Source organism: Paraburkholderia polaris (genome assembly GCF_012927345.1).
Taxonomy (GTDB): Bacteria; Pseudomonadota; Gammaproteobacteria; order Burkholderiales; family Burkholderiaceae; genus Paraburkholderia; species Paraburkholderia polaris.
The window spans coordinates 59,004-79,319 of record NZ_JABBGJ010000033.1; the positions used below are offsets into that span (position 1 = coordinate 59,004).

A 20,316-nucleotide genomic window follows, 5' to 3' on the forward strand; every position below is an offset into this window, starting at 1 on the left:
CGCCGCCGCCCTGACTCACGGGCGCCGGTGTTCCGGACGCGCACCGTCCATTTGACTCGCCGCGCGCGTTCACACAGGGTCTTTGTCCGGCGGTCCATCGGGCCGCTGCGGCTCCTCGGCGTGATGACCGGGCGACGGCGGCACTAGCGGATCGGCTTCCGGGTCGCGGTTCGGATCGGCGTTCGGGTCGGGAATCGGGCTGGTATGCATGTCGTAGCTCATTGCATCACCTTTTCGTTGAGAAGCGAGCTGAAAGCGGGGGTACGGCCGCTGGCGGTCGAATCCACCTGCAGGCGGGGGCCGTTTCCTTCTAGCGTAGGCGATCCAGCACGCTGCGCCTCTTACTTTTTCCCGCGGCGGCCCACGCTCAATTGCCAGTAGCGTTCGGCGGCGAAAACGTCGTCGTAATTGTCCGCGCCGAAAGCGCGCAGCTGGCTTTCGTAGGCGTTGACCGCTTCGCGTTTGAGCTGGGTGCGGCGCGGCAGATCAATCGTATGGCTCGCGCTCGGATAGGCCGGTGTGGCAACGATGCCGCGTTGCGCGAGGTCGGCGAGGCGCGCCTGCACGACACCGGGTGTGCGGCGGTGAATCGCGTCCTCATAGGCGAACCACGTGAGATGCGACAGGCGCGGCAGGATTTCGCAGCAGGCTTCGAACACCCGTACGTGATCCTCGTGATGCAGGCCGAGCGGCATGAGCAGCGTGTTCGCGGTCGTGCGGTAGATGGTCTCTTCAAGCGCCGCCGCCAATCTGGCGATCGACGGCGAGTCCAGGTATTGGTCGTCGCGAAACGGCATGCGCAGCGGAATCGCGTCGAGCACCTCTAGCGCAAGGTTGTCTTCGAGCGTGCGGGCGTGCATTGCCTGATGGGCGCTCGTGAAACCCGACTTTTCATCCCATTCGGTAGACATCTCCTGCTCGGGCGGCGCGGCAAACACCGTGCAGACCGCGGCGTCAGGATGGGCGGCGAGTAATGCGCCGCAACTGAAGACGGCGTCGTCGAAATGGGGCGAGACGATGAAAAGGCGTGGGCTGGTTTCGCTCATAGGACATGTGGTGGTTTTGAAACGCGCGGCGCCGCATTCGACGCTTCAATATTGCGCGAGACAAATTTTCTGGATTGGCGGCGTCAGATCAGCTTAGGCGGATTCGGCGCGGCTTGTGTAAGCGTTGTGAGGGATGCAAGCCGCGTGCCTGGACGGGCTGGTTCGGTCGTGGCTTCTCGTAGAGGCTCACCGTCCAGCTTTCTGCGGCTCCCGAACTTACTCACCCTCTACCGGCGGGCCGACAGACGCATGTGGTGCGCGTTCGTGTGCCATTAACCGCTCCTTGGTGATTGGTTAATTAGCTTAATAGCTCACGTGTGAGCTATTAAGCTGTTGTTTGGTGGTCGCGAGCTAACCTGTTTGCTCAACCAACTCTATCAGCTCAGATGCGTGCAAAAGCGAGCGGAATGCTTGGAGTAGCGCTTACAGCTTACCTGTGAGTGATAAGGTAGGTTAACCGCTCACATCCGAGCTGTTAGGCGATTCTTTATTGACCTGGTAACCTGTGCGCGCGGATAATGACGTCATTACCTGAATGGGCCATAACCGCTCACATGGACACTGTTAAACCAGAAAAGCGCTCACAGGTGAGCGCTAAACGTTCGCGAGATCCGCTTCCTATGCCCGTTGCACGCGCCCTGGAAAAGCTGGGTGCCGACCTCGCGCTGGCGCGGCGTCGCAGAAGGCTCACGCAGGCGTCGCTGGCTGAGCGCATCCAGACGTCGGTGGCCACGCTGCGCCGCATGGAGCACGGGGACGAACGCATCGCTATTGGAACCATTGCACAAGCGTTTCTGGTGCTCGGCGAGTTGGATAAAATCAACGGGCTGCTCGACACGGCCGCCGACGGCATTGGACTGACGCTTATGAACCAGCAGTTACCGCAACGCGTTCGCAAAAAACGCGTCACGCCTGAATCGGGGGGGCTATGAAGCGGCCGGTTGTGCAGCAGAGCGTCAAGGTGGCACTCGGTCAGGCCGCGCTTCCGGTCGGCGTCCTGACTTTCAACAAGGACGGTACACGAGAAAGCTCAACGTTTGCCTACCACGATCCATGCTTCAGGCCTCCCGGCAAGACGACCACGCCTACTCGCAGATAGCTGACTGCATCGTCGCGCGTTGCGCCGACCCGAAGCGCGACCTCGAGGAGTTGTGGCGGCGACTAGTGTTCAATCTGCTTATCACCAATGTGGACGACCACGTGCGGAACCATGGTTTCCTGCACGTCGAGCATGGTCAATGGCGGCTTGCGCCTGCGTTCGACATCAACCCGTTCCCGGATAAGGATCCCGAGTTGAAGCTATGGCTGAATGAGGACTACGGCCCGGTCGACTCAATTGAGGCCGTGGTGAGCGCAGCCGGCTACTTCAGGCTCGGCGCCGACGAGGCTAAGCGTGTCCTCGGCGAGGTCTACAACGCGGCCAGGGATTGGAAACGGGTCGCGAAGTCGGCACCGGTTGGTATGACCGACGACGACCTCGGTGCTTTTGCACCGGCGTTCGAGAACGAGCAAATGGAAGTGGCGGCGACACTGCTCTGAGTAAAAGGTGCGCGGCGCCTCGAGCGAGAAGGCTACGCCCCGTCAGCCGTCAGCCGTCAGCCGTCAGCCGCCAGCGCTGCCGCACGGCTGAACGCCGTCACAATGGCCGCCACGACGTCGTCGCGCAACGTGGCGTCGGCCATTCCTAGCGCATACGACGGATGCCAGGCCGGCACGATCAGGCGTCCGTCGTGAGCGATGGTTTGACCGAGGTATTCGGACAGATTGATGTGCGCGCCGGTCAGCGCTTTCAGTGCGGTCGCGCCGAGTGTGACGACCACGCGCGGCGCGATCCGCGCCAGTTCTTTTTCCAGCCAGTACTGGCAAGCCTCCACTTCGCGCCGCACGGGCGTGCGGTGGATGCGCTGCTGGGCGAGCGTTTCCCACTTGTAATGTTTGACGGCATAGGTCAGATACAGCGTCTCCCGCTTCAGACCGGCACGCGCAAGTACGGCGTCCAGCAGTTGACCGGCCGGGCCGGTGAGGGGCTCCCCGTGCTGGTTCTCGTACTCGCCCGGCTGTTCGCCGACCACCATGATCGCCGCATGGGCGGGCCCGATGCCCGCAACCGCCTGTTTCGCATTGCGCCATAACGCGCAGCGCCTGCAAGTGGCGAGCGGGCCAGTGGGCTCAATCAAGGGCGGCGTCATCGCCGAATACTCGACGGGCGGCGTGGGCGGGACGGTGACGGCGGCGCTTTGCGCCCCCAGACGACTGCGCTCGCGCGCGAGGCGTGCGGGCAGCGGTGGGCCCGCGGGCGGCATTCTCCAGTAGCGCAACGGCACGGGCAACGGCGCGCCATTGAAGGCGCTGGCGTAATAGGCGAGCCAGAGCGCTTCCGTGGGCATGCTGGTGACAGCTTCGCCGGTCATGGCGCTTGCCGGTAGCGCCTGCGTAGTCTGCTCGTATTCCTCCGCGCCCGGTTGGTCGATGCGCAGCAGCATGCCGTTCCAGAACACCGCGCCGTGCGGCGTGGCGAGCATCCACGTGGAATCGCCCATGCGAGCGGCGAAGCGCACGGCAGCGCGCTCCAGCAAGTCATGATGCGGCTCGTACCAGCCGACGAATTCGGGTGGCCCCATCGACGGATCACGCCGTCTGAACAGCGTGAGTGTCAGCAGATCCTCGGTTTCGTGCTCAATAGCCCGGATGCGTTGATCCAGCAGCGAGCCGTCGGGGTCGTTCAGATCGAGGACGGTGCGCTCGCCGCGCGTCCAGCGCCATAGGACGCGGTACAGCAGTGCCCAGCGGTCCGCCGCGCGGACGCACGCGGCCGTTTTCAGCCAGGAGAGCAGTTCGCGGGGAATCGCGGGCGCGGCAGAGGCACCTGTGCCGACGCTGCCCGCAGCAGTGCAAGCGGGCTCGGCGTTTGGCACGTCGGCAGCGGTTGCGCTGGAGACCCTTTCAGCTGCGGACGCTGCCGAAGATTGCACGACTTGCCCCGTGGCCGAACCATTGCCATCGTCACCACTGTGGGCCGCCGCCTTATTTCCGGACTCAACCCACTCGATCTGCGAGGGCTCGACACCTTGCCGCAGCAGCGCTCGCGCGGCGCGCCGCCATGCGGCGAAAGATGGTTCGATCGGAATGCGTTTCATGCTGACGCGCCGTGGATGCGCACAGCGTGATGCGCGTACCTATGCGGCCAAAATACTGTATGGATATACAGTATGCGCCCAAACACCCGACTGGATCAAGTCTCCCGGTTCGCGGGCGGCTCGGTCGCGCTCAAGCTAAATGTTGCGAAGATCTTCCGGCGTATCCACGTCGCGCAGAATGCCGGGGTCGTCGACCTCCAGCCGCGTCACACGCTGCGACATCAACAGCGCGCGCGCGCCGGTGTCGCCGTCCAGTGTCATCAGGGCGTCCCGATGGTCGATGCCGAAGCCGACCGGATGACCGCGCTGTCCCTGATAAAACGGTGCGACCAGCGAAGCGCCGCCGTCGAGCGCGCGCGCCACCGCTTCGATCGTCGTGGTGGCAATGCGCGGCATGTCGGCCAGCGCGACGAGCCAGCCCTCGGCGTCGTCGCTGGCCTCGATGCCGGCGGCGAGGCTCGCGCCCATGCCGCGTTCGGCGTTGGCGCAGAACACCACATCGCAACCGGCGTCGTTCAGCAAGCGCGCCAGTGTGTCCGAGCCGGGCCGCACCACGGCCAATACGCGGGTGACGACCCGCAGCAGTCGGTGCGCTGCTTCGTGCGCGACCGGCGTGCCGTCCGGCATGCGTGCGAGTAGTTTGTTGTGCAGGCCGTCCGGGTCGAAGCGCGAGCCGAAGCCGGCGGCGAGCAACACGCCAGTGGCAAGCGAGGCATAGGCCATGGACGGGCACCGGTAGAAAGGATAAGACCGATTGTGCGGTGCAACGCATCGGCAGGCAAGCGCCAATACGTAGGGCTTGGCGCTTGCGCCTTCCTGTCCCGTGCAACAGCTTGCGTATCGCCCATCAAAAGAGACGCCTCGTCACCGTGACACGCCTTGGCGAACGCGCGCCCTGATTCACACCTGCCTCACCCCCATCACCTTATCGAGCGTCACCGGCAGATCGCGCACGCGTACGCCGGTTGCGTGATACACCGCATTCGCGATCGCCGCCAGCACGCCGGTGATGCCGATCTCGCCGATGCCGCGTACCCCGAGCGAATTGATGTACGGATCAGGCCGATCGATGAACGTGATGTCGAGCGAACTGATGTCGGCATTCACCGGCACGTGGTACTCGGCGAGATTCGCGTTGGTGAAGCGCCCATAGCGTGTATCGAGCGAGGTCTCTTCCTGTAGCGCCGCCCCCACGCCCCATACGATGCCGCCCATCAACTGGCTGCGCGCGGTCTTTTGATTCAGCACGCGTCCCACGTCATACACACCGACCACGCGCGGCACGCGAATCGTGCCGAGGTCCGCATCGACATGCACTTCGACGAACACCGCGCCGAACGAGTGAAGCGAGTACTTCTGCTTCTCGTCGCCCGGTTTGACCGTCGAGGTGGCTTCGATCGGCTTGCCGCCTGAGCGCGCGATGATCGCCGCCGCCGGATCGCGCCGCGTGGGTTGCGAGCGGCTCATGACCCAGCCGTTTTCAACCGTGATGTCGTCGAGCGCGATGCCGTGCACGGGCGACGCAGTGTCGGCGAGCGCCAGCGCGATCAGCTGATTGCGCGCCTGAGTCGCGGCCTCGCGCACGGCCGGCGAAACGCTCGCCGCCGATTGCGAGCCGCCGGACCCCGGCGCCTTCGGCAGAGACGAATCGCCGAGCGCGAAGTGAATGCTTTCCGGCGCGAAGCCGAGTGCGTCGGCGGCTACCTGGGTCATCACGGTATAGGTGCCGGTGCCGAGGTCCTGGGTGCCGGAGGCGACCATCGCGCTGCCGTCCGGCAGAATCCGCGCGATGGCCGCGGCTTCGCTGCGGTTGGCCGGATAGGTCGCGGTGGCCATGCCCATGCCAATCAGCGTGTTGCCATTGCGCATCGAACGCGGCGCGCTGGTGCGCCGCGACCAGCCGAATTTCTCCGCGCCGATCTGATAGCACTCTCGCAAGGACTTGCCCGACCACGGCTTGTTTTCCTGCGGATCGGCCTCGGCGTAGTTCTTGAGGCGCAGCGCGAGCGGGTCCATTTGCAACGCGACCGCGAGTTCGTCCATCGCCGATTCGATCGCGAATGAACCGGTCGTCTCGCCGGGCGCGCGCGTGAAGGTGGGCGTGCCGACATTGAGCGGCACGATCCGGTGCGTGGTCACCTGATTGGGCACCGCGTACAACATGCGCGTGACCATGCAGCAGGTCTCGGTCCAGTCTTCGATCATTGACGTATGAGAGATGCTGTCGTGGCGCATCGCGGTCAGCGTGCCGTCGCGCTGGGCGGCGATCACGAAATGCTGCTCGGTACGTGGACGCGCGCCGACCGGGCCGAACATCTGCGGCCGTTCCAACACGAGCCGCACCGGGCGTCCGGTCTGCTTTGCCGCCATCGCGCACAACGACACATGCGACCACGACGAGCCCTTGCAGCCGAAGCCGCCGCCGATAAACGGTGAAATCACGCGCACGTCGCTGACCGGCATGCCGAACGTTTTGGCGACCGCCTCCGCCGCACCGCTGACGCCTTGCGTCGAGTCATAGAGCGTGAGTTGCGGGCCGTCCCAGCGTGCCATCGTGGCGTGCGGCTCCATCGGGTTGTGATGCTCGATCGGCGTCGTGTAAACGGCGTCGACGTGTACTGTGCCGCTGCGCATACCGTCCTCGAAGCTGCCGCGTTGCGTGTCGGTTGTGCGGCCTTGCGGTTTATCAGGCGCGTGTCCGTTCGGCTTGGCCTGCACGAAATCGAGTGTCGCTGGCGTGCTTTGATAAGTGATGCGCAGTTGGTGCGCCGCGTCGGTGGCATGTTCGAGCGTATCGGCGACCACCACTGCGACCGGCTCGTTGTTGTAATGAATCTGGTTGTCCTGCAATAGCGACAAACGGCGGCCGGCCGGCGGCGCCAACGTGGATTTGCCGCCGTTCGGCAGACGCGGCGCGTTCTGGTACGTCATCACCAGCAGCACGCCGGGCAGCGCCTGCGCGCGGCTCGCATCGATCGACGCAATCGTGCCGCTCGCAATCGTGCTGGTGACGAGTACCGCGTGCGCGAGGCGTGCCTCGGGGAATTCGGCGGCATAGCGGGCTTCGCCGGTGACTTTCAACAGACCGTCGATGCGGTCGAGTGGTTGACCGATCAGATTCATGCGACACCTCCCGCGTGGCCCGCGGCCAGGTTCACTGCGCGCACGATCGCGCGTTGCGCGAGCTGCACCTTGAAACGATTGTCGTGCTGCGGCCTGGCATCGCGTAGCGCAGCGGCTGCGGCGTTATGCAACGTCGCCTGCGTGAGCGGCTGGCCGTTGAGCATCTGTTCGGCGGCGCTCGCGCGCCACGGTTTGTGCGCCACGCCGCCTAACGCGATGCGCGCGGTTGTCACATGGTTGCCGTCCATCTGCAAAGCGGCGGCCACGGAGATCAGTGCAAATGCGTAACTGGCCCGGTCACGCACTTTCAGGTAGTAGGCGTTCGCGCTGAACAAAGGGGGTGGCAAATCGACGGCGGTGATCAACTCGCCCGCCTGCAATGTGGTATCGATATCGGGCCGGTCAGCGGGAAGCCGATGAAAGTCCGCAAACGGAATCATCCGCTCGCCTGCAGGGCCATTTACGCGCACGACGGCGTCAAGCGCGGCGAGCGCCACGTTCATGTCCGATGGGTTCACGGCGATGCATTGCGGACTCGCACCGAGAATCGCGTGCGTGCGATTGTGGCCGTCGAGCGCCGCGCAACCGCTGCCTGGCGTGCGTTTATTGCACTGCGTAAAGGCGGTGTCGTAAAAGTAACCACAGCGGGTGCGCTGCAACAGATTGCCGCCCACAGTCGCCATATTGCGCAGTTGCGCCGATGCACCGGCCAAAAATGCTTGCGACAGCAGCGGGTATTGTTCGCGCACCAGCGCGTGATTGGCCGCATCGCTATTTCGCACCAGGGCGCCGATGCGGATGCCGCCATTCGGCAGCGTGGTGATCGTATCGAGCCCGCTGATGTGCGTGATATCGATTAGCCGCATCGGCCGCGCGACGCCGCCTTTCATCAGGTCGAGCAGATTGGTGCCGCCGCCGATGAACACCGCACCCGGTTGCTGCACCGCGCGCACAGCGCCGGCGACATCGCCGGCGCGTTCGTAAGAGATCGCATCCATGCTGGTCGCTCCGTCAGGCGTTGCCGTTGTTATGGCGGCCGTTGCTGCTGGCGCTTGCACTGTTCTGCGCGCCGCCCTCATGCACGGCGCGCACCGCCGCGACGATATTCACGTACGCGCCGCAGCGGCAAATGTTGCCGCTCATGCGTTCGCGGATTTCGTCGTCGGAGAGTTGCGGTGGACGGCTGCGGACGTCGGCGGTCACGGTACTGGCCGTGCCGTTACGGAATTCGTTCAGCAGGGCAGTCGCGGAACACAACTGCCCGGGCGTACAGTAGCCGCACTGGAACGCATCGTGTTCGATGAAGGCCCGTTGCATCGGACTCAGCACGCCGTTGCTGGCGAGTCCCTCAACCGTCGTAATGTTCTCGCCTTCATGCATCACGGCGAGCGTCAGGCAGGAATTGATGCGGCGGCCCTCGGCGATCACCGTGCATGCGCCGCATTGCCCGCGGTCGCAGCCTTTCTTCGTGCCCATCAGGCCCGCGTACTCGCGCAGCGCATCGAGCAGGGTCACGCGCGGTTCGAGTTGCAGCGTGTAGGCGCGGCCGTTGACGGTCAGTGTGACCGGGCGGCCCGGCACCGGTGCATGAACTTCGGCGGGCGGCGCCGCGGCCGGGGTTTGTGTTTGTGCGCGCAGATGCGGCGCTACGCCGACAGTGGCGGCAGCGGCAGCCGATTGCAGAAACCGGCGGCGCGACGGTTGGGGCGGCGTGGCGGCGGGCTCGTCGCCCGGATCCTGACGTTTGTTTGTCGTGGACATGACGGTTTGCTGGCTCCATTGAAAGGTCAATGCAGGCTGGCGACGTGCCGGTATCCGACGTGCAGGTAGCCGACATGCAGGTAGCCGACATGCAGGTAACCGACATGCAGCTAACCGACATGCAGCTAACCGACATGCAGCTAACCGATGCGCGGGCATCCGAAGCGTCGCGGTCTAACTCATCACTCAGCAATTTCGGTGCCGTTGCGAACGCAACGCTATGTCGACGCGGCGCAACCGGATTCACCGTAACCCGGCAGCGAGTCGCGGTGAAGCGGATCGAATCGTGGAGAACGCAACTAAAAATGTAGTGGCGCGCATCAACAATGGACGTTGCGCTTAACGAACAGGAAAGTAAATACGGGGAGGCGCCTTCTTTCTGGGTGCAAAAAGAAAGACTGTTTTGCGTGGCGCGAGGAGTCCGCTAGATCAGGCGTCAGCCCAGCGGCGCAGCAGATTGTGATAAATGCCGGTGAGACTTACCACGGTTGCATCGTTCGAACCTTTTTCGGCGGCGAGGCGCTGCACGTCGTTGTCGAGTTGAAACAGCATGGCGCGTTCGCCGTCGTCGCGCACCATGCTCTGAATCCAGAAGAAGGACGCGACCCGGACGCCACGCGTCACCGGGTTCACGTGATGCAGGCTCGAAGCCGGGTAGAGCACCATGTCGCCGGCCGGCAGCTTCGAGCGATGCACGCCGTAGGTGTCTTCGATACAGAGTTCGCCGCCGTCGTAGGTGTCCGGCTCGGCCAGAAAGAGCGTGGCCGACAGATCGCTGCGGATGCGGAAGTCGGTGCCGCGCAACTGCCGGATCGCATTGTCCACATGCGTGCCGAAACCGTCGCCGCCTGCATAGCGGTTAAAGAGCGGAGGAAAGACTTTCAGCGGCAAAGCAGCGGAAAAGAAACGCGGATTGCGCCCGAGCGCGTCCTGAATCGCGTCGCCCACCGCGCGTGCGGCGGGGGAGCCTTCGGGCAATTGCTGGTTGCGCTTGGCCTGCGCCGACTGTTCGCCGGAAGTCGCATTGCCGTCGGTCCACTGGGCCGCGTCGAGGACTTCGCGGCATTGTGTGACCTGTTGTTTGCTGAGTACGCCTCGCAGATGCAGCATCATGCGCGTGACTCCTGAGCGTGAGGCATCATCGCGCCTGCGGCCGTGCGTGTCTGCGCGTGGCGCATCAACGCGCCTGCAGTCGTGCCTGTATTCGTGACCGGCTCCATGCCCGGATCCGCGCTTCTATTCGTGCCCGGATCAACGCTCATTTTCGCCGCTATGCCCGCGTGCAGGTCTGCACTCAACTGCTCAGCCAGCACCCGAAACGCACCAACCGACGAAGCGGCAAGCCACGCCAGCATCTTTGCGACGAACGCCGCTGTTGCCGAATGCGGCACGCGCCGCAACCACGCCAGCGCGGCGTCGATCTCGCCGCGCCCGGCCAGCAGCCGCGCATAGTTGAACTGGCCGCGGAAGTCACCGCCGACCGCGGCGCGCCGGTAATAGTCGAGCGCGATGCTCGCGTCGGCATCGACTTCCCAGCCGTCTTCGTAAAAGCTGCCGACAAAGTTGAGCGACTTCACGTGACCCATTTCGGCGGCGCGCCGGAACCACTGCAGCGCCTGCGCACGATCGCACTCCACACCATTTCCGAGCGCCAACGCCGATGCATAGTTGTACATGCCCCAGTCGAGTCCGGCCCGCGCCGCGAGCCGGTACCAGTAGACCGCCACTGGCGCGCACGCCGCCGTTCCCCAGCCGTGTTCATAGCATCGGCCCAACATGTTCATCGCCATCGGATGATCCTGCCGTGCCGCGTGCTTGAACCACGTCAACGCTTCTTCGGCGTTGCGTTCTACGCCGTGACCGTCGAGCAGATACTGACCGTACACCGCCTGCGCTTCGACGATGCCGTTGTGCGCGGCCGCCGCCACCCACGCGGCGGCTTTAGCGGGCGGCCCGGAGAGAATCGCGGCGAGCTCGTCATGCGATACGCTCGCCAGCGCCTTCAGCGTCACCTGTTCCATCATGCCGTGCTTAGTAGTGCGCGTTGAGCGTCAGGAAGGCGGAACGGCCGGCTGCGATCGATGCGTAGTGCGCCGGATACGCCTGGTCGTAATACGTCCGGTTGAAGATGTTCTGCACGTTCAGTTGCAGATCGACCTTCTTGTTGATCCGGTACGTCGCCATGCCGTCGAAGCGCCAGTACGACGGCACCGCGCGCAGATTCGCCGTGTCGCCGTACACCTGCGACATGTAGAACGCGCCGCCGCCGATGGTGAACTTCGGCAGGACATCGTAGTTAGTCCACAGGCTGATGCTGTTCTTCGGCGTATTCGGGAACTGATGGCCGTTATCCGACGTGGTCTTGCCGTTGTCGCGCAACTGGCTCTTCATGTACGTGTAGCCGCCGAACACCTGCCACTTGTTCGTCAGTTGTCCGGCCACGCCGAATTCAAACCCTTGTACGCGCTTGTTGCCGACCATCGCGTATTCGTTGTTCGGCAGCGTGACGCGGGCATTCGTCGTATCGATCTGAAACAGCGCGCCCGTCAGCGAGAGGTGGTTGTTCAGCACATTCCACTTGGTGCCGAGTTCGACGCTGCGGTTCTTTTCCGGGGCGAGTTGATCCGCGTTCGCGCCGACACCGCCGCGGCCCGGCGTCAGCGATTGCGTTTCGCTGCCCTGGCCGAGCAGGGCGCCGGCCGGCGTCGACGACGTCGCGATCGACGCATACACGCTGCCGTTGGAAGCCGGTTTGAAGACGAGACCGAACTGGTAGTTGAACAGCGTGTCGTCGCGCGAGGTGCGCTTGCCGCCGTTGGCCACCGTGTTGCGGAAATCCGTCGAGTAATCGTCGACGCGCAAGCCGACGTTGGCCTGCCAGCGCTTCGTGAGTTCGATCGTATCGAATGCATACAGCGATTTGGTGGTGGTGCGCTGTTCGTTCGGATCGTTCGCCTGCTTGACCGAACCGGCCCACGGGTCGTTCGGATTCGGCGACCACAGGCTCGTGCAGTTATAGCCGGACGCGGCGCCGATGCCCTTGGTCTTGCAGATCGCGCCGGTGGCTGCAGCCACGGCGTACGAATCGTTCACGCTGGTTTCGCGCGACAGTTCGAGGCCGGTGGTGAAGCTGTGCTTCAGAAAGCCGGTCTTGAACTCGCCGAACAGCTCGGTCTGGTTCGCGAGGCTGTAGACGTCGCTGGCACGCGTATTCGCGCGGCGCCACACCATGCCGTTCACGACGTTGCCCTGGCTGTCGTCCGGCTGCGTCCAGATGTAGTCCTGGGTGGACTTCGTATAACGCGTGGTGTTGCGGATCGTCAGGTTGCTGTTGATGTCGTGTTCGATGCGCACCGTGCCGACGTCCGAGGTTGTCTTGCGGAAATCGCGGTCGATCAGTCCGTAGAAGTTGTGACGGTCCACATTGGCCGGATAGATCGTGTCGACGTTGGCCGGCTTGTTGGTGGTCGTGTAGAAGTACGGAATACCGCTGTCGGGCAGGTCGTCGGTCGAGAGGTGGTAGTAGCTCGCCGTGACGCGGGTCGGCGTGCCGAGACCGTAGGTGAAGGACGGCGCGATGCCCCAGCGCTCGTTGTTGACCGCATCGCGGCCGGCCACGTCGTTGTTGTGGCTCATCACGTTCAGGCGGAATGCCGCGTGATCGGCCACTTGCCAGTTGCCGTCCGCGGTGAAGCGGCGGTAGCGGTCGGTGCCGAGGCCCGCGCTACCGTCGGCGGAATTGCCCAGATGCGGGGTCTTGGTGATCAGGTTGATGCTGCCGCCCGCGCCGCCGCGGCCGCCGTAGGCGCCGTCCGAACCCTTGGTCACTTCGACGCTTTCGATATTGAACACTTCACGGGTGGTCGCACCGATGTCGCGCATGCCGTCGACGAAGGTGCTGCCCTGCGCGTCGTAGCCGCGAATGAACGGCCGGTCGCCGAGGGGATTGCCGCCTTCGCCGGCACCGAAGGTGATGCCCGGCACCGTACGCAGCGCTTCGGTCAGCGTCGAGGCGCCTGTGCTCTTGATCAACTCCTGCGGAATCACGGTCACCGACTTCGGCGTATCGATCAGCGGCGCCGTGAATTTAACCGAGGCTGAGTGGTCGGTCTTGAAGCCGTCGTCTGCTTGACCCTGCACGGCGATCGGCGCGAGCTGACTTTCCTTGTCGGGCGGCGCCGTGCCGGCCGTGCCCTGCGCGAGAGCGGGACCCGCAGCCAACATGCTGCACAGCGTCGTGCTGATTTTGCCGAGCTTCGGTTCGTCGGACCGCAACTTCATTTTTATCCCCGTCGTTAAGTGCTGGCGGCCGGGCGGAGAATGCGTTCCTTACCCGGACATTCCATATTTATTACAAAGTAATTTCGGGGTGCATTCTATGCAATGTGCTTGTAATTGAGAAGCGTTCTCAACAAAAAATTTTCGGGCGTGGCGTTGCATGGGTGTGCCAATGCGAGGGATTGGCGCATAGATTGCGGATGATGGGTGACGAAGGAGGGTTTTGGTAGCGGGAGTGATGGCCGTGCTGTCGCCGCACGAGTAGCCTCGCGGCGCGCAATACGTGCTTCCTGGTCGAAAGACGGACTACGTCCGCCCCGATTTCTTACAGTGCCGCCAATTCGACCAGCGTCTCCCGCAGCCACACGAGCGCCGGATCGGCCTGGTTGCGCGGATGCCATCCCGCGTACAACGTGAAGCCGCGCGCGTCGAATGGCAGCGCAAAGGTATCGAGCCGATCGGCATAGCGTGCCGCGAAGCGCGACGGCAGTGTCGAAACGTAGTCGGTTTTCGCCAGCAACTCCGGCACCAGCGTGAAGTGCTGGACCGACAAGGCGACGCGCCGCTCGCGGCCGAGTTCGTCGAGATGCTCGTCCATGAAGCCGTGAAAGCTGCCGCCGCTGGTCGACACCAGGACGTGGTCGAGCGCGCAGTAGGTGTCGAGATCGAGCGGGGCGGTGCCGCGCGGGTGGCCCTTGCGCTGCACGAACACGAATTGCTCGTCGTAGAGCTTGCGGGCTTTCATCGACGGCGGAATCATCCGGTCGGAACCGAGCAGCAGGTCGATCTCGCCGCTTTCGAGCCGCGACGCGGCAGTGGGCTGATCGCCGATCACAAACGCCACGCGCACACCTGGCCCCGACAATGCCGGTAAGCGCTCCATCAGGCGCATGCCGAGCACCGCGGTGGCGTTGTCGTGCGCGGCGATCACGAAGCGCCGCGTGTCGGTTAGTGGATCGAAGGCAGGTTGGTGACGCACCACCGCTTCGAGGTTCTTCAACGCTGCATGCAGCGGCGTCATCAACTCCAGCGCCCGGGCCGTGCGCGTCATGCCGCGGCCCGTTTCGGCGGGCAGCAGCAGCGGATCGCCGAAGATCTGCCGCAAACGCGCGAGTTGCGTGGAGACCGCCGGTTGCGTCAGATGCAGCCGCGCGGCCGCACGCGTGACGTTCGACTCGGCGAGCAGCGCGTCGAGCGAAACCAGCAGATTCAAATCGATGTCGCGTAGATCAATCATGTTGATGGGTCGCATATGAGTAATTGATTTCCAGAATACGTCCCGTGCTTCTACAGTTCAAGCACCGAAACGAACGGAAGGAAGACCAAGATGAAAGTCTGGATGCTCGATGAACCCGGCAAGCCGCTGGCCTTGCGCGACGTGACGCAACCGGAGCCGCGCCGCAATGCCGTGCTGGTAAGGATGGAGGCGGTACCGTTGCTGAGTTACACGCGCGACTATGTCGAAGGGAAGTTGCCGTACGCGTACCCACCGGGACCGTTTTCGCCAGGCACCAATGGTGTTGGCCGGATCGTCGCGGTGGGCGAGGGCGTGGTGGCATTTCGCGCCGGTCAACGGGTCGCCGTGAATCCGTATTGGATTGCCGACGAAACGGTGCGCGAACCGGCGCAGGCGCTGCTAGGGCTCACCGCCATCAGCGCCGACAGTGGTGCTTTGCTGGCTGAGTTTCCGCACGGCACATTGCGCGAAGTGGCCGAATTCCCGGCATCGACGCTGATCGCACTGGACGGTCTGGACGGGATCGATGCCGCACGTCTCGCGGTGCTGGCCAAATTCGCGGTGCCCTTCGGGGGTTTGCGACGCGGCCGTTTGTCGGCGGGCGAAACAGTGGTAGTCAACGGCGCGAGCGGTTACTTCGGCTCGGCGGCCGTGCTCGCCGCGCTGGCACTCGGCGCGAGCAAGGTAGTCGCGCTCGGCCGGCGCCCGGAACCGCTGCAAGCGCTGGTTGAGCAAGGCCGCGGGCGTGTGATCCCCGTCGTGCTGACTGGCGACACCGCGCAAGACACAGCGGCGATTCGCGCGGCTAGTGGTGGCGGAGCGGACCTCGCGTTCGACATGGTCGGGCAGGCTACCGACGCAAACGCGACCCTCGCCGCATTACGCAGCCTGCGCCGCGGCGGGCGCCTCGTGCTGATGGGCAGCATGCAAGTGGACTTGCCGATACCGTACAGCGAGATGCTGTTGAACAACTGGGAATTGATCGGCCACTTCATGTACACACGCGCTGACTATCTCGCGCTGGTTTCGCTCGTGACGTCCGGGCAGATTCCGCTCGAGGCGGTCGAGTTGAAGTCCTATCCGTTCGCCCAGCTCGAAGCGGCCATCGACGCTGCCGGCCGTATGTCGGGTCTGCAATGCACGGTCGTGGAAGGCAAGTCCCGCGAAGCGTGGGGTTGAGCGCGACGCGCTGCGCTATCAGTCGGGCGCCCGCTCCGGATGGCGAAGGCGCGAATGATTGCGACCGTAGATCCCATAGATGACGAGCCCGATCACGAGCCAGACGAAGAGCCGTAACCACGTGACGAGCGGCAACCCGGCCATCAGCAGCAGGCAAAACAGAATCCCGAGGACCGGGATCACCGGCACGCCCGGCGCGCGGAACGGCCTCGTGGCGTCAGCGTCGCTGCGGCGTAGATAGATCACGGCGCCGCAGACGAGAATGAACGCGAACAGGGTGCCAATGCTGACCATCTCGCCCAACACGTTGATCGGCGTGAACGCTGCCACAATCGCGACGATGGCGCCGATCATCATCTGGCTCAGATGAGGTGTATGCAGACGCGGGTGGACTCGCGCGAACAGGTGCGGCAGGAGGCCGTCCTGTGACATCGTGAAGAAGATGCGGCTCTGGCCGTACAGCAGCACGAGTATCACGGTCGTCAAGCCGGTCAGCGCGCCGATCTTGATGAGCACGGAAAACCAGGTGACGCCAATCGCATCGACGCCTTTCGCGATCGGATCCGGGACGTTGAGCTCGGCATACGGAACGAGTCCGGTCAGCACGCCGGCGACCGCAATATAGAGCAGCGTGCAGATTACCAGCGAGCCAAGAATGCCAATCGGCATGTCGATCTGTGGCTTGCGTGCCTCCTGGGCCGCGGTGGACACCGCATCGAAGCCGATGAACGCGAAGAATACGACGGCCGATCCGCGGAGAATGCCGCTCGCGCCGAAATTGCCGAATTCGCCGGTATTCTGCGGAATGAACGGATGCCAGTTGGCCGGATGGACAAAGAAGGCGCCGATGACGATGAACGCCAACACCACGGTCAGTTTGATCGCCACCATGATGTTATTGAGCCGCGCCGACTCCTTGGTGCCGAGCACGAGCAAGGTGGTCAGCACGGCAATAATGAAGACCGCCGGCAAATTGACAATACCGGCCACCGTGCTGCCATCGGCGAGCGTCACTGTGGTGCCGGGCGCAGCCGCCATGGTGGGCGGAATGTTGACCCCGACGTTGTGCAACAGGCTCACGATGTAGCCTGACCAACCGACCGCAACGGTCGCCGCGCCCATCGCATACTCGAGGATCAAATCCCAACCGATGATCCACGCGAATAATTCGCCGAGCGTGGCATAGGTGTAGGTATAACTGCTGCCGCAGACCGGCAGCATGGCAGCCAGCTCGGAGTAGCAGAGTCCGACAAACGCGCACGCAATCCCGCCGAGGACAAACGAAAGAATGATGCTCGGCCCCGCATAATGGGCCGCCGCCGTGCCGGTCAGAACAAAGATGCCGGCGCCGATGATCGCGCCGATACCCATCGCCGTAATGCTGAGCGCGCCCAGCGACTTCGACAGGTGGCGTTCACCGCCCTCCGCGCTTGCGACAATATCCGCGACGGATTTGCGCGCCATATAACTCGTGTCGGCCATGATGAGTCGTCCTGTTCGTATGTTGGTGAATCCGGGATCGAATCGATCCGTGACGCACTGCAATAAGCGACTTCTTTTAAGGCGACTGACACGTTGATGGTGCGGTTCAGGAGGGAACTGACGAATTCAGTCTAGTCTGGATTTAATCGGGTGTGTACTGAAGATCGTGTTGCGGTTAACGAAGCGGCCTTGCGGGTGAGCCGCAAGGCCGTCTTTCAAGCATCGGATCCGGATCAATCGATGCCGTGAAACACCGCGTCGTCCGGCCCAAGATAAACGGGCGGGCGCCACGCGGCGTCGCGCATCGAATGCTGGACCAGTTTTTCGACACCCAGCAGTACCGCGAAGATCGCCATCCGCACCGGAATGCCGTTATCGGTTTGCCGGAAAATCGCAAGGCGCGAATCATGATTCAGATCGACGCTCAGATCGTTCGCGCCCGGTCGGCTGTCGCGTGGCAGCGGGTGCATGATCAGCGTGTCGGGGCCGCATACGCTGTCCATCAGCGCCTGATTGATCTGGAAATCCGGCGTATAGCCTTCGAACGATTCGTCGGTGAAGCGCTCTTTCTGGATGCGCGTGGCGTACACCACATCGGCGCCGCGCAGCCCGGCGGGCAGATCGTGGGTCTGCTCGATCACATGGTCGTTGCGTGAGATCTGTTCGATGATGTAGCTCGGCATTTCGAGCATGGGCGGCGAGATCAGCGTGAACTTGATGCCGCGATACAGCGCCAGCAGCTTGACCAGCGAATGCACCGTGCGGCCATATTTCAGGTCGCCGACCAGCGCGATATGCGCACCGTCGACGATCTTGCCGAGCCGCGAGAACTCCCGCTGGATCGTGTACAGGTCGAGCAGCGCCTGGCTCGGATGCTCGCCCGGACCGTCGCCGCCGTTGATCACCGGCACGTTGGTGGCGCGCGCGAATTCGGCCACCGAGCCTTGCTCCGGATGACGGATCACCAGCGCATCCACATAGCCGCTCATTACGCGGCTGGTGTCGTAGATCGACTCGCCCTTTGCCATCGACGAAAACGTGAAGCCGGTGGTGTCGCACACCGAGCCGCCGAGCCGGCAGAATGCCGCGCCGAAGCTCACGCGGGTGCGGGTGCTGGCCTCGAAAAACAGGTTGCCGAGCACCGCGCCTTCGAGCACGCGGGAGATTTTCCGGCGCCGCGCGATCGGCTGCATGATGTCGGCGACGCGAAACAGCGCCTCGACCGAGTCGCGCGAGAACTGATCGACCGACAGCAGTTGCGGCTTGCCCTCGAAGAGCATCTGGCTCGCAAGCGACTGTGAGTCTACGCTTTGCGTATACTTCTCGCCCGGCTCGCCATGTACCACGATTTCCGACACGAAACGCTCCACGATCTCCGGCATGGCCCGCGATTCCTGTGAATCGTCCGGCAGCAGCCATGTGTCGAGCGCGCGGCGCGATACGCCGATGCGGCTCGCGAACGTGTCGCGGGTCATGTTCAGGCGACGCATCGCATCGCGTAGGAAGGCTTGTTGCGGGACGCTCATACGGGCACCTGTCGGAAAAGGGTTGCGCACCGGTTATGTACGCGGTGCGTATATTAGTTTTCCTGTCGCAGAAGTCAAGCAATTTTGCGTGAGGTTTGCAAATCCACTTTGCAAACCTGTGCCAGGCGCGGTTACACTGCGTTTCATGCATTCCGGCCAAACGCTTCGACTCTGCCCGTCAATCACTGCACGTCTCGCTTTTGCGAGCGCCGTGGTCGCACGCGCGAATGTCGCGAGCATTAGCGCCAAAGCCAAAAAACAGCCGCTCATCTGACCGGAGCAGCTGTTCCGTCAGATGTGCGACGGAACAGCCGGTCAACGCCCGCCTGCGGCACTCCCTGTTTTTCCTCCTTCGCACCGCTGATCGGAATCGATACGGTCGTCATCGAGGTAAAGACATGTCTATTTTTTCGGGTATCTGGGTTCCGCTCATCACGCCATTCGCCGACGGCGAGGTGGATCACGCCGCGTTGCGCGCGCTGGTGCGCCGCTATGCCGACGCGGGCATTGCCGGGCTGGTCGCGCTCGGCACGACCGGTGAGCCGGCCGCGCTCGACGCCGCCGAGCAGGACGCCGTACTGGCGACGATTCTCGACGAAGTGCAAGCGCATGCCGCCGCTCGCGGCGCTGCAGACGCACAAGCACTGCCGGTGCTGGTCGGCGTGTCCGGCAATCACACGGCGAGCATGCGCGAGCGCATCGAGCAACTGAACACACTGCCGATAGCCGGTGTGCTGATGGCCGCGCCGTACTACATCCGGCCTTCGCAAGCGGGCATCGTCGGGCACTTCACGGCGCTTGCCGATGCGAGCGACAAGCCTGTCGTGTTGTACGACATTCCCTACCGAACCGGCGTGCGGCTCGAACTCGACACGCTCCTGACGCTCGCCGCGCATCCACGAATTCAGGCGGTGAAAGATTGCGCCGGTTCGCTCGACACCACGCTCGCGCTGATTCGCGACGGCCGCTTGCAGGTGCTGACCGGCGAAGACATCAATATTTTCAACACCTTGTGTCTGGGCGGGAGCGGGGCGATCGCGGCCTCGGCGCATCTGCGGCCGGAACGGTTCGTCGCGCTGTATCGTGCGTTGTCCGCGGGCCGGCTCGACGAAGGGCGGCGTATTTTTAATAAGCTCGCGCCACTGATCCAGGCGCTGTTCGCCGAACCGAATCCGGCGCCGGTGAAAGCGTTGTTAGCCGCGCAAGGCCTGATACGCGACGAGTTGCGCATGCCGATGACGCGTGCAGGCGATGCGCTGGTCGAGCGGCTCAGGGAACTGGAAGGGCTGGATCGGATAACGGTGCACGCGGCGGCATTGTCGGCTTGAGTGCGGATTGACTCACGGCGGCCGGTGCGCGTCGCAGCATGATGCGCCCGGCAATTAGGACGCGTGCGGGGCACGAAACGCATGGTTTTTTGCCTGCGACGCTGCGATACGGCGATACGGCGATACGGCGATACGGCGATACGGCGACACGGCGACACGGCGACACGGCGACACGGCGACACGGTGGCGCCGTGCCCGGCATATGGCATTTCTCCCGTG

17 protein-coding genes and 1 pseudogene are annotated in these 20,316 nt (G+C 63.7%); 5 read left to right on the plus strand and 13 right to left on the minus strand.

Annotated features, from left to right (window positions below; all coding sequences use genetic code 11):
* Positions 1-69 precede the first annotated feature (69 nt).
* Both HHL24_RS28085 and HHL24_RS28090 read right to left on the minus strand, forming a co-directional pair.
* Positions 70-222 (minus strand): hypothetical protein, encoded by a 153-nt coding sequence (locus tag HHL24_RS28085; RefSeq protein ID WP_166618176.1) that lies wholly within the window; start codon positions 220-222, stop codon positions 70-72.
* A gap of 119 nt (positions 223-341) precedes the next feature.
* Positions 342-1,046 (minus strand): PIG-L family deacetylase, encoded by a 705-nt coding sequence (locus HHL24_RS28090; RefSeq protein ID WP_169488612.1) that lies wholly within the window; start codon positions 1,044-1,046, stop codon positions 342-344.
* A gap of 518 nt (positions 1,047-1,564) precedes the next feature.
* On the opposite strand from HHL24_RS28090, the gene HHL24_RS28095 reads away from it, so the two are divergent.
* Entirely contained in the window at positions 1,565-1,978 is a 414-nt protein-coding gene (locus tag HHL24_RS28095; protein ID WP_329606756.1) for a helix-turn-helix domain-containing protein, read from the plus strand.
* 121 nt (positions 1,979-2,099) lie between these two features.
* On the plus strand, positions 2,100-2,585 hold the full coding sequence (locus HHL24_RS28100; RefSeq protein WP_230417597.1) for a type II toxin-antitoxin system HipA family toxin: 486 nt from the start codon (positions 2,100-2,102) through the stop codon (positions 2,583-2,585).
* A gap of 56 nt (positions 2,586-2,641) precedes the next feature.
* On the opposite strand, the gene HHL24_RS28105 is transcribed toward HHL24_RS28100, so the two are convergent.
* The 5 genes from HHL24_RS28105 to HHL24_RS28125 all read right to left on the minus strand — a co-directional run bounded on the left by HHL24_RS28105 (position 2,642) and on the right by HHL24_RS28125 (position 9,067).
* On the minus strand, positions 2,642-4,183 hold the full coding sequence (locus HHL24_RS28105; RefSeq protein WP_169488613.1) for a UdgX family uracil-DNA binding protein: 1,542 nt from the start codon (positions 4,181-4,183) through the stop codon (positions 2,642-2,644).
* Positions 4,184-4,318: 135 nt separating this feature from the next.
* Positions 4,319-4,906, minus strand: coding sequence for a nucleotidyltransferase family protein (locus HHL24_RS28110; protein ID WP_169488614.1), 588 nt, complete (start codon positions 4,904-4,906; stop codon positions 4,319-4,321).
* A 177-nt stretch (positions 4,907-5,083) separates the two neighbouring features.
* Complete coding sequence (locus HHL24_RS28115) at positions 5,084-7,306, minus strand: xanthine dehydrogenase family protein molybdopterin-binding subunit (RefSeq protein ID WP_169488615.1); 2,223 nt, start codon at positions 7,304-7,306, stop codon at positions 5,084-5,086.
* Positions 7,303-8,304 carry an FAD binding domain-containing protein gene (locus HHL24_RS28120; RefSeq protein WP_169488616.1) on the minus strand — a complete coding sequence of 334 codons (1,002 nt, stop codon included), beginning with the start codon at positions 8,302-8,304 and terminating at the stop codon, positions 7,303-7,305. Before HHL24_RS28120 ends, HHL24_RS28115 begins: the two co-directional genes overlap by 4 nt.
* Before the next feature lie 13 nt (positions 8,305-8,317).
* Positions 8,318-9,067 (minus strand): 2Fe-2S iron-sulfur cluster-binding protein, encoded by a 750-nt coding sequence (locus HHL24_RS28125; RefSeq protein WP_169488617.1) that lies wholly within the window; start codon positions 9,065-9,067, stop codon positions 8,318-8,320.
* Between the two features lie 29 nt (positions 9,068-9,096).
* On the opposite strand from HHL24_RS28125, the gene HHL24_RS28130 reads away from it, so the two are divergent.
* Positions 9,097-9,378, plus strand: coding sequence for a hypothetical protein (locus HHL24_RS28130; RefSeq protein ID WP_169488618.1), 282 nt, complete (start codon positions 9,097-9,099; stop codon positions 9,376-9,378).
* Positions 9,379-9,496: 118 nt separating this feature from the next.
* Here the strand turns inward: HHL24_RS28130 and HHL24_RS28135 are convergent, their stop codons facing one another.
* The 4 genes and pseudogenes from HHL24_RS28135 to HHL24_RS28150 form a co-directional block, all read right to left on the minus strand.
* Positions 9,497-10,180: a Fe2+-dependent dioxygenase gene (locus HHL24_RS28135; protein WP_169488619.1), complete on the minus strand. Its 684-nt coding sequence runs from the start codon at positions 10,178-10,180 to the stop codon at positions 9,497-9,499.
* Positions 10,181-10,362: 182 nt separating this feature from the next.
* Positions 10,363-11,088, minus strand: a pseudogene (locus HHL24_RS28140) (tetratricopeptide repeat protein); the annotation flags it as partial.
* A 10-nt stretch (positions 11,089-11,098) separates the two neighbouring features.
* Positions 11,099-13,348, minus strand: coding sequence for a TonB-dependent receptor (locus tag HHL24_RS28145; RefSeq protein ID WP_169488620.1), 2,250 nt, complete (start codon positions 13,346-13,348; stop codon positions 11,099-11,101).
* A 322-nt stretch (positions 13,349-13,670) separates the two neighbouring features.
* Positions 13,671-14,582, minus strand: coding sequence for a LysR family transcriptional regulator (locus tag HHL24_RS28150; RefSeq protein WP_169488621.1), 912 nt, complete (start codon positions 14,580-14,582; stop codon positions 13,671-13,673).
* A gap of 90 nt (positions 14,583-14,672) precedes the next feature.
* Here HHL24_RS28150 and HHL24_RS28155 point away from each other — a divergent pair, with 90 nt between their 5' ends.
* Positions 14,673-15,761 carry a zinc-binding dehydrogenase gene (locus HHL24_RS28155; protein WP_169488622.1) on the plus strand — a complete coding sequence of 363 codons (1,089 nt, stop codon included), beginning with the start codon at positions 14,673-14,675 and terminating at the stop codon, positions 15,759-15,761.
* A gap of 18 nt (positions 15,762-15,779) precedes the next feature.
* Here HHL24_RS28155 and HHL24_RS28160 read toward each other — a convergent pair whose 3' ends face one another.
* Both HHL24_RS28160 and HHL24_RS28165 read right to left on the minus strand, forming a co-directional pair.
* On the minus strand, positions 15,780-17,243 hold the full coding sequence (locus HHL24_RS28160) for an amino acid permease (RefSeq protein WP_169488623.1): 1,464 nt from the start codon (positions 17,241-17,243) through the stop codon (positions 15,780-15,782).
* Between the two features lie 233 nt (positions 17,244-17,476).
* A complete protein-coding gene (locus HHL24_RS28165) occupies positions 17,477-18,769 on the minus strand; it encodes an aspartate carbamoyltransferase (protein ID WP_169488624.1) in 1,293 nt (430 codons plus the stop codon).
* 398 nt (positions 18,770-19,167) lie between these two features.
* On the opposite strand from HHL24_RS28165, the gene dapA reads away from it, so the two are divergent.
* Positions 19,168-20,097 (plus strand): 4-hydroxy-tetrahydrodipicolinate synthase, encoded by a 930-nt coding sequence (gene dapA, locus HHL24_RS28170; RefSeq protein ID WP_169488625.1) that lies wholly within the window; start codon positions 19,168-19,170, stop codon positions 20,095-20,097.
* The last annotated feature ends 219 nt before the right edge of the window (positions 20,098-20,316 follow it).

Excerpts from the sequence above, each read along its gene's own strand:
- HHL24_RS28085 (WP_166618176.1), bottom strand. The coding sequence starts at position 222 with ATGAGCTACGACATGCATACCAGCCCGATTCCCGACCCGAACGCCGAT.
- HHL24_RS28090 (WP_169488612.1), bottom strand. The coding sequence starts at position 1,046 with ATGAGCGAAACCAGCCCACGCCTTTTCATCGTCTCGCCCCATTTCGAC.
- HHL24_RS28095 (WP_329606756.1), top strand. The coding sequence starts at position 1,565 with ATGACGTCATTACCTGAATGGGCCATAACCGCTCACATGGACACTGTT.
- HHL24_RS28100 (WP_230417597.1), top strand. The coding sequence starts at position 2,100 with ATGCTTCAGGCCTCCCGGCAAGACGACCACGCCTACTCGCAGATAGCT.
- HHL24_RS28105 (WP_169488613.1), bottom strand. The coding sequence starts at position 4,183 with ATGAAACGCATTCCGATCGAACCATCTTTCGCCGCATGGCGGCGCGCC.
- HHL24_RS28110 (WP_169488614.1), bottom strand. The coding sequence starts at position 4,906 with ATGGCCTATGCCTCGCTTGCCACTGGCGTGTTGCTCGCCGCCGGCTTC.
- HHL24_RS28115 (WP_169488615.1), bottom strand. The coding sequence starts at position 7,306 with ATGAATCTGATCGGTCAACCACTCGACCGCATCGACGGTCTGTTGAAA.
- HHL24_RS28120 (WP_169488616.1), bottom strand. The coding sequence starts at position 8,304 with ATGGATGCGATCTCTTACGAACGCGCCGGCGATGTCGCCGGCGCTGTG.
- HHL24_RS28125 (WP_169488617.1), bottom strand. The coding sequence starts at position 9,067 with ATGTCCACGACAAACAAACGTCAGGATCCGGGCGACGAGCCCGCCGCC.
- HHL24_RS28130 (WP_169488618.1), top strand. The coding sequence starts at position 9,097 with ATGCAGGCTGGCGACGTGCCGGTATCCGACGTGCAGGTAGCCGACATG.
- HHL24_RS28135 (WP_169488619.1), bottom strand. The coding sequence starts at position 10,180 with ATGATGCTGCATCTGCGAGGCGTACTCAGCAAACAACAGGTCACACAA.
- HHL24_RS28145 (WP_169488620.1), bottom strand. The coding sequence starts at position 13,348 with ATGAAGTTGCGGTCCGACGAACCGAAGCTCGGCAAAATCAGCACGACG.
- HHL24_RS28150 (WP_169488621.1), bottom strand. The coding sequence starts at position 14,582 with ATGATTGATCTACGCGACATCGATTTGAATCTGCTGGTTTCGCTCGAC.
- HHL24_RS28155 (WP_169488622.1), top strand. The coding sequence starts at position 14,673 with ATGAAAGTCTGGATGCTCGATGAACCCGGCAAGCCGCTGGCCTTGCGC.
- HHL24_RS28160 (WP_169488623.1), bottom strand. The coding sequence starts at position 17,243 with ATGGCCGACACGAGTTATATGGCGCGCAAATCCGTCGCGGATATTGTC.
- HHL24_RS28165 (WP_169488624.1), bottom strand. The coding sequence starts at position 18,769 with ATGAGCGTCCCGCAACAAGCCTTCCTACGCGATGCGATGCGTCGCCTG.
- dapA (WP_169488625.1), top strand. The coding sequence starts at position 19,168 with ATGTCTATTTTTTCGGGTATCTGGGTTCCGCTCATCACGCCATTCGCC.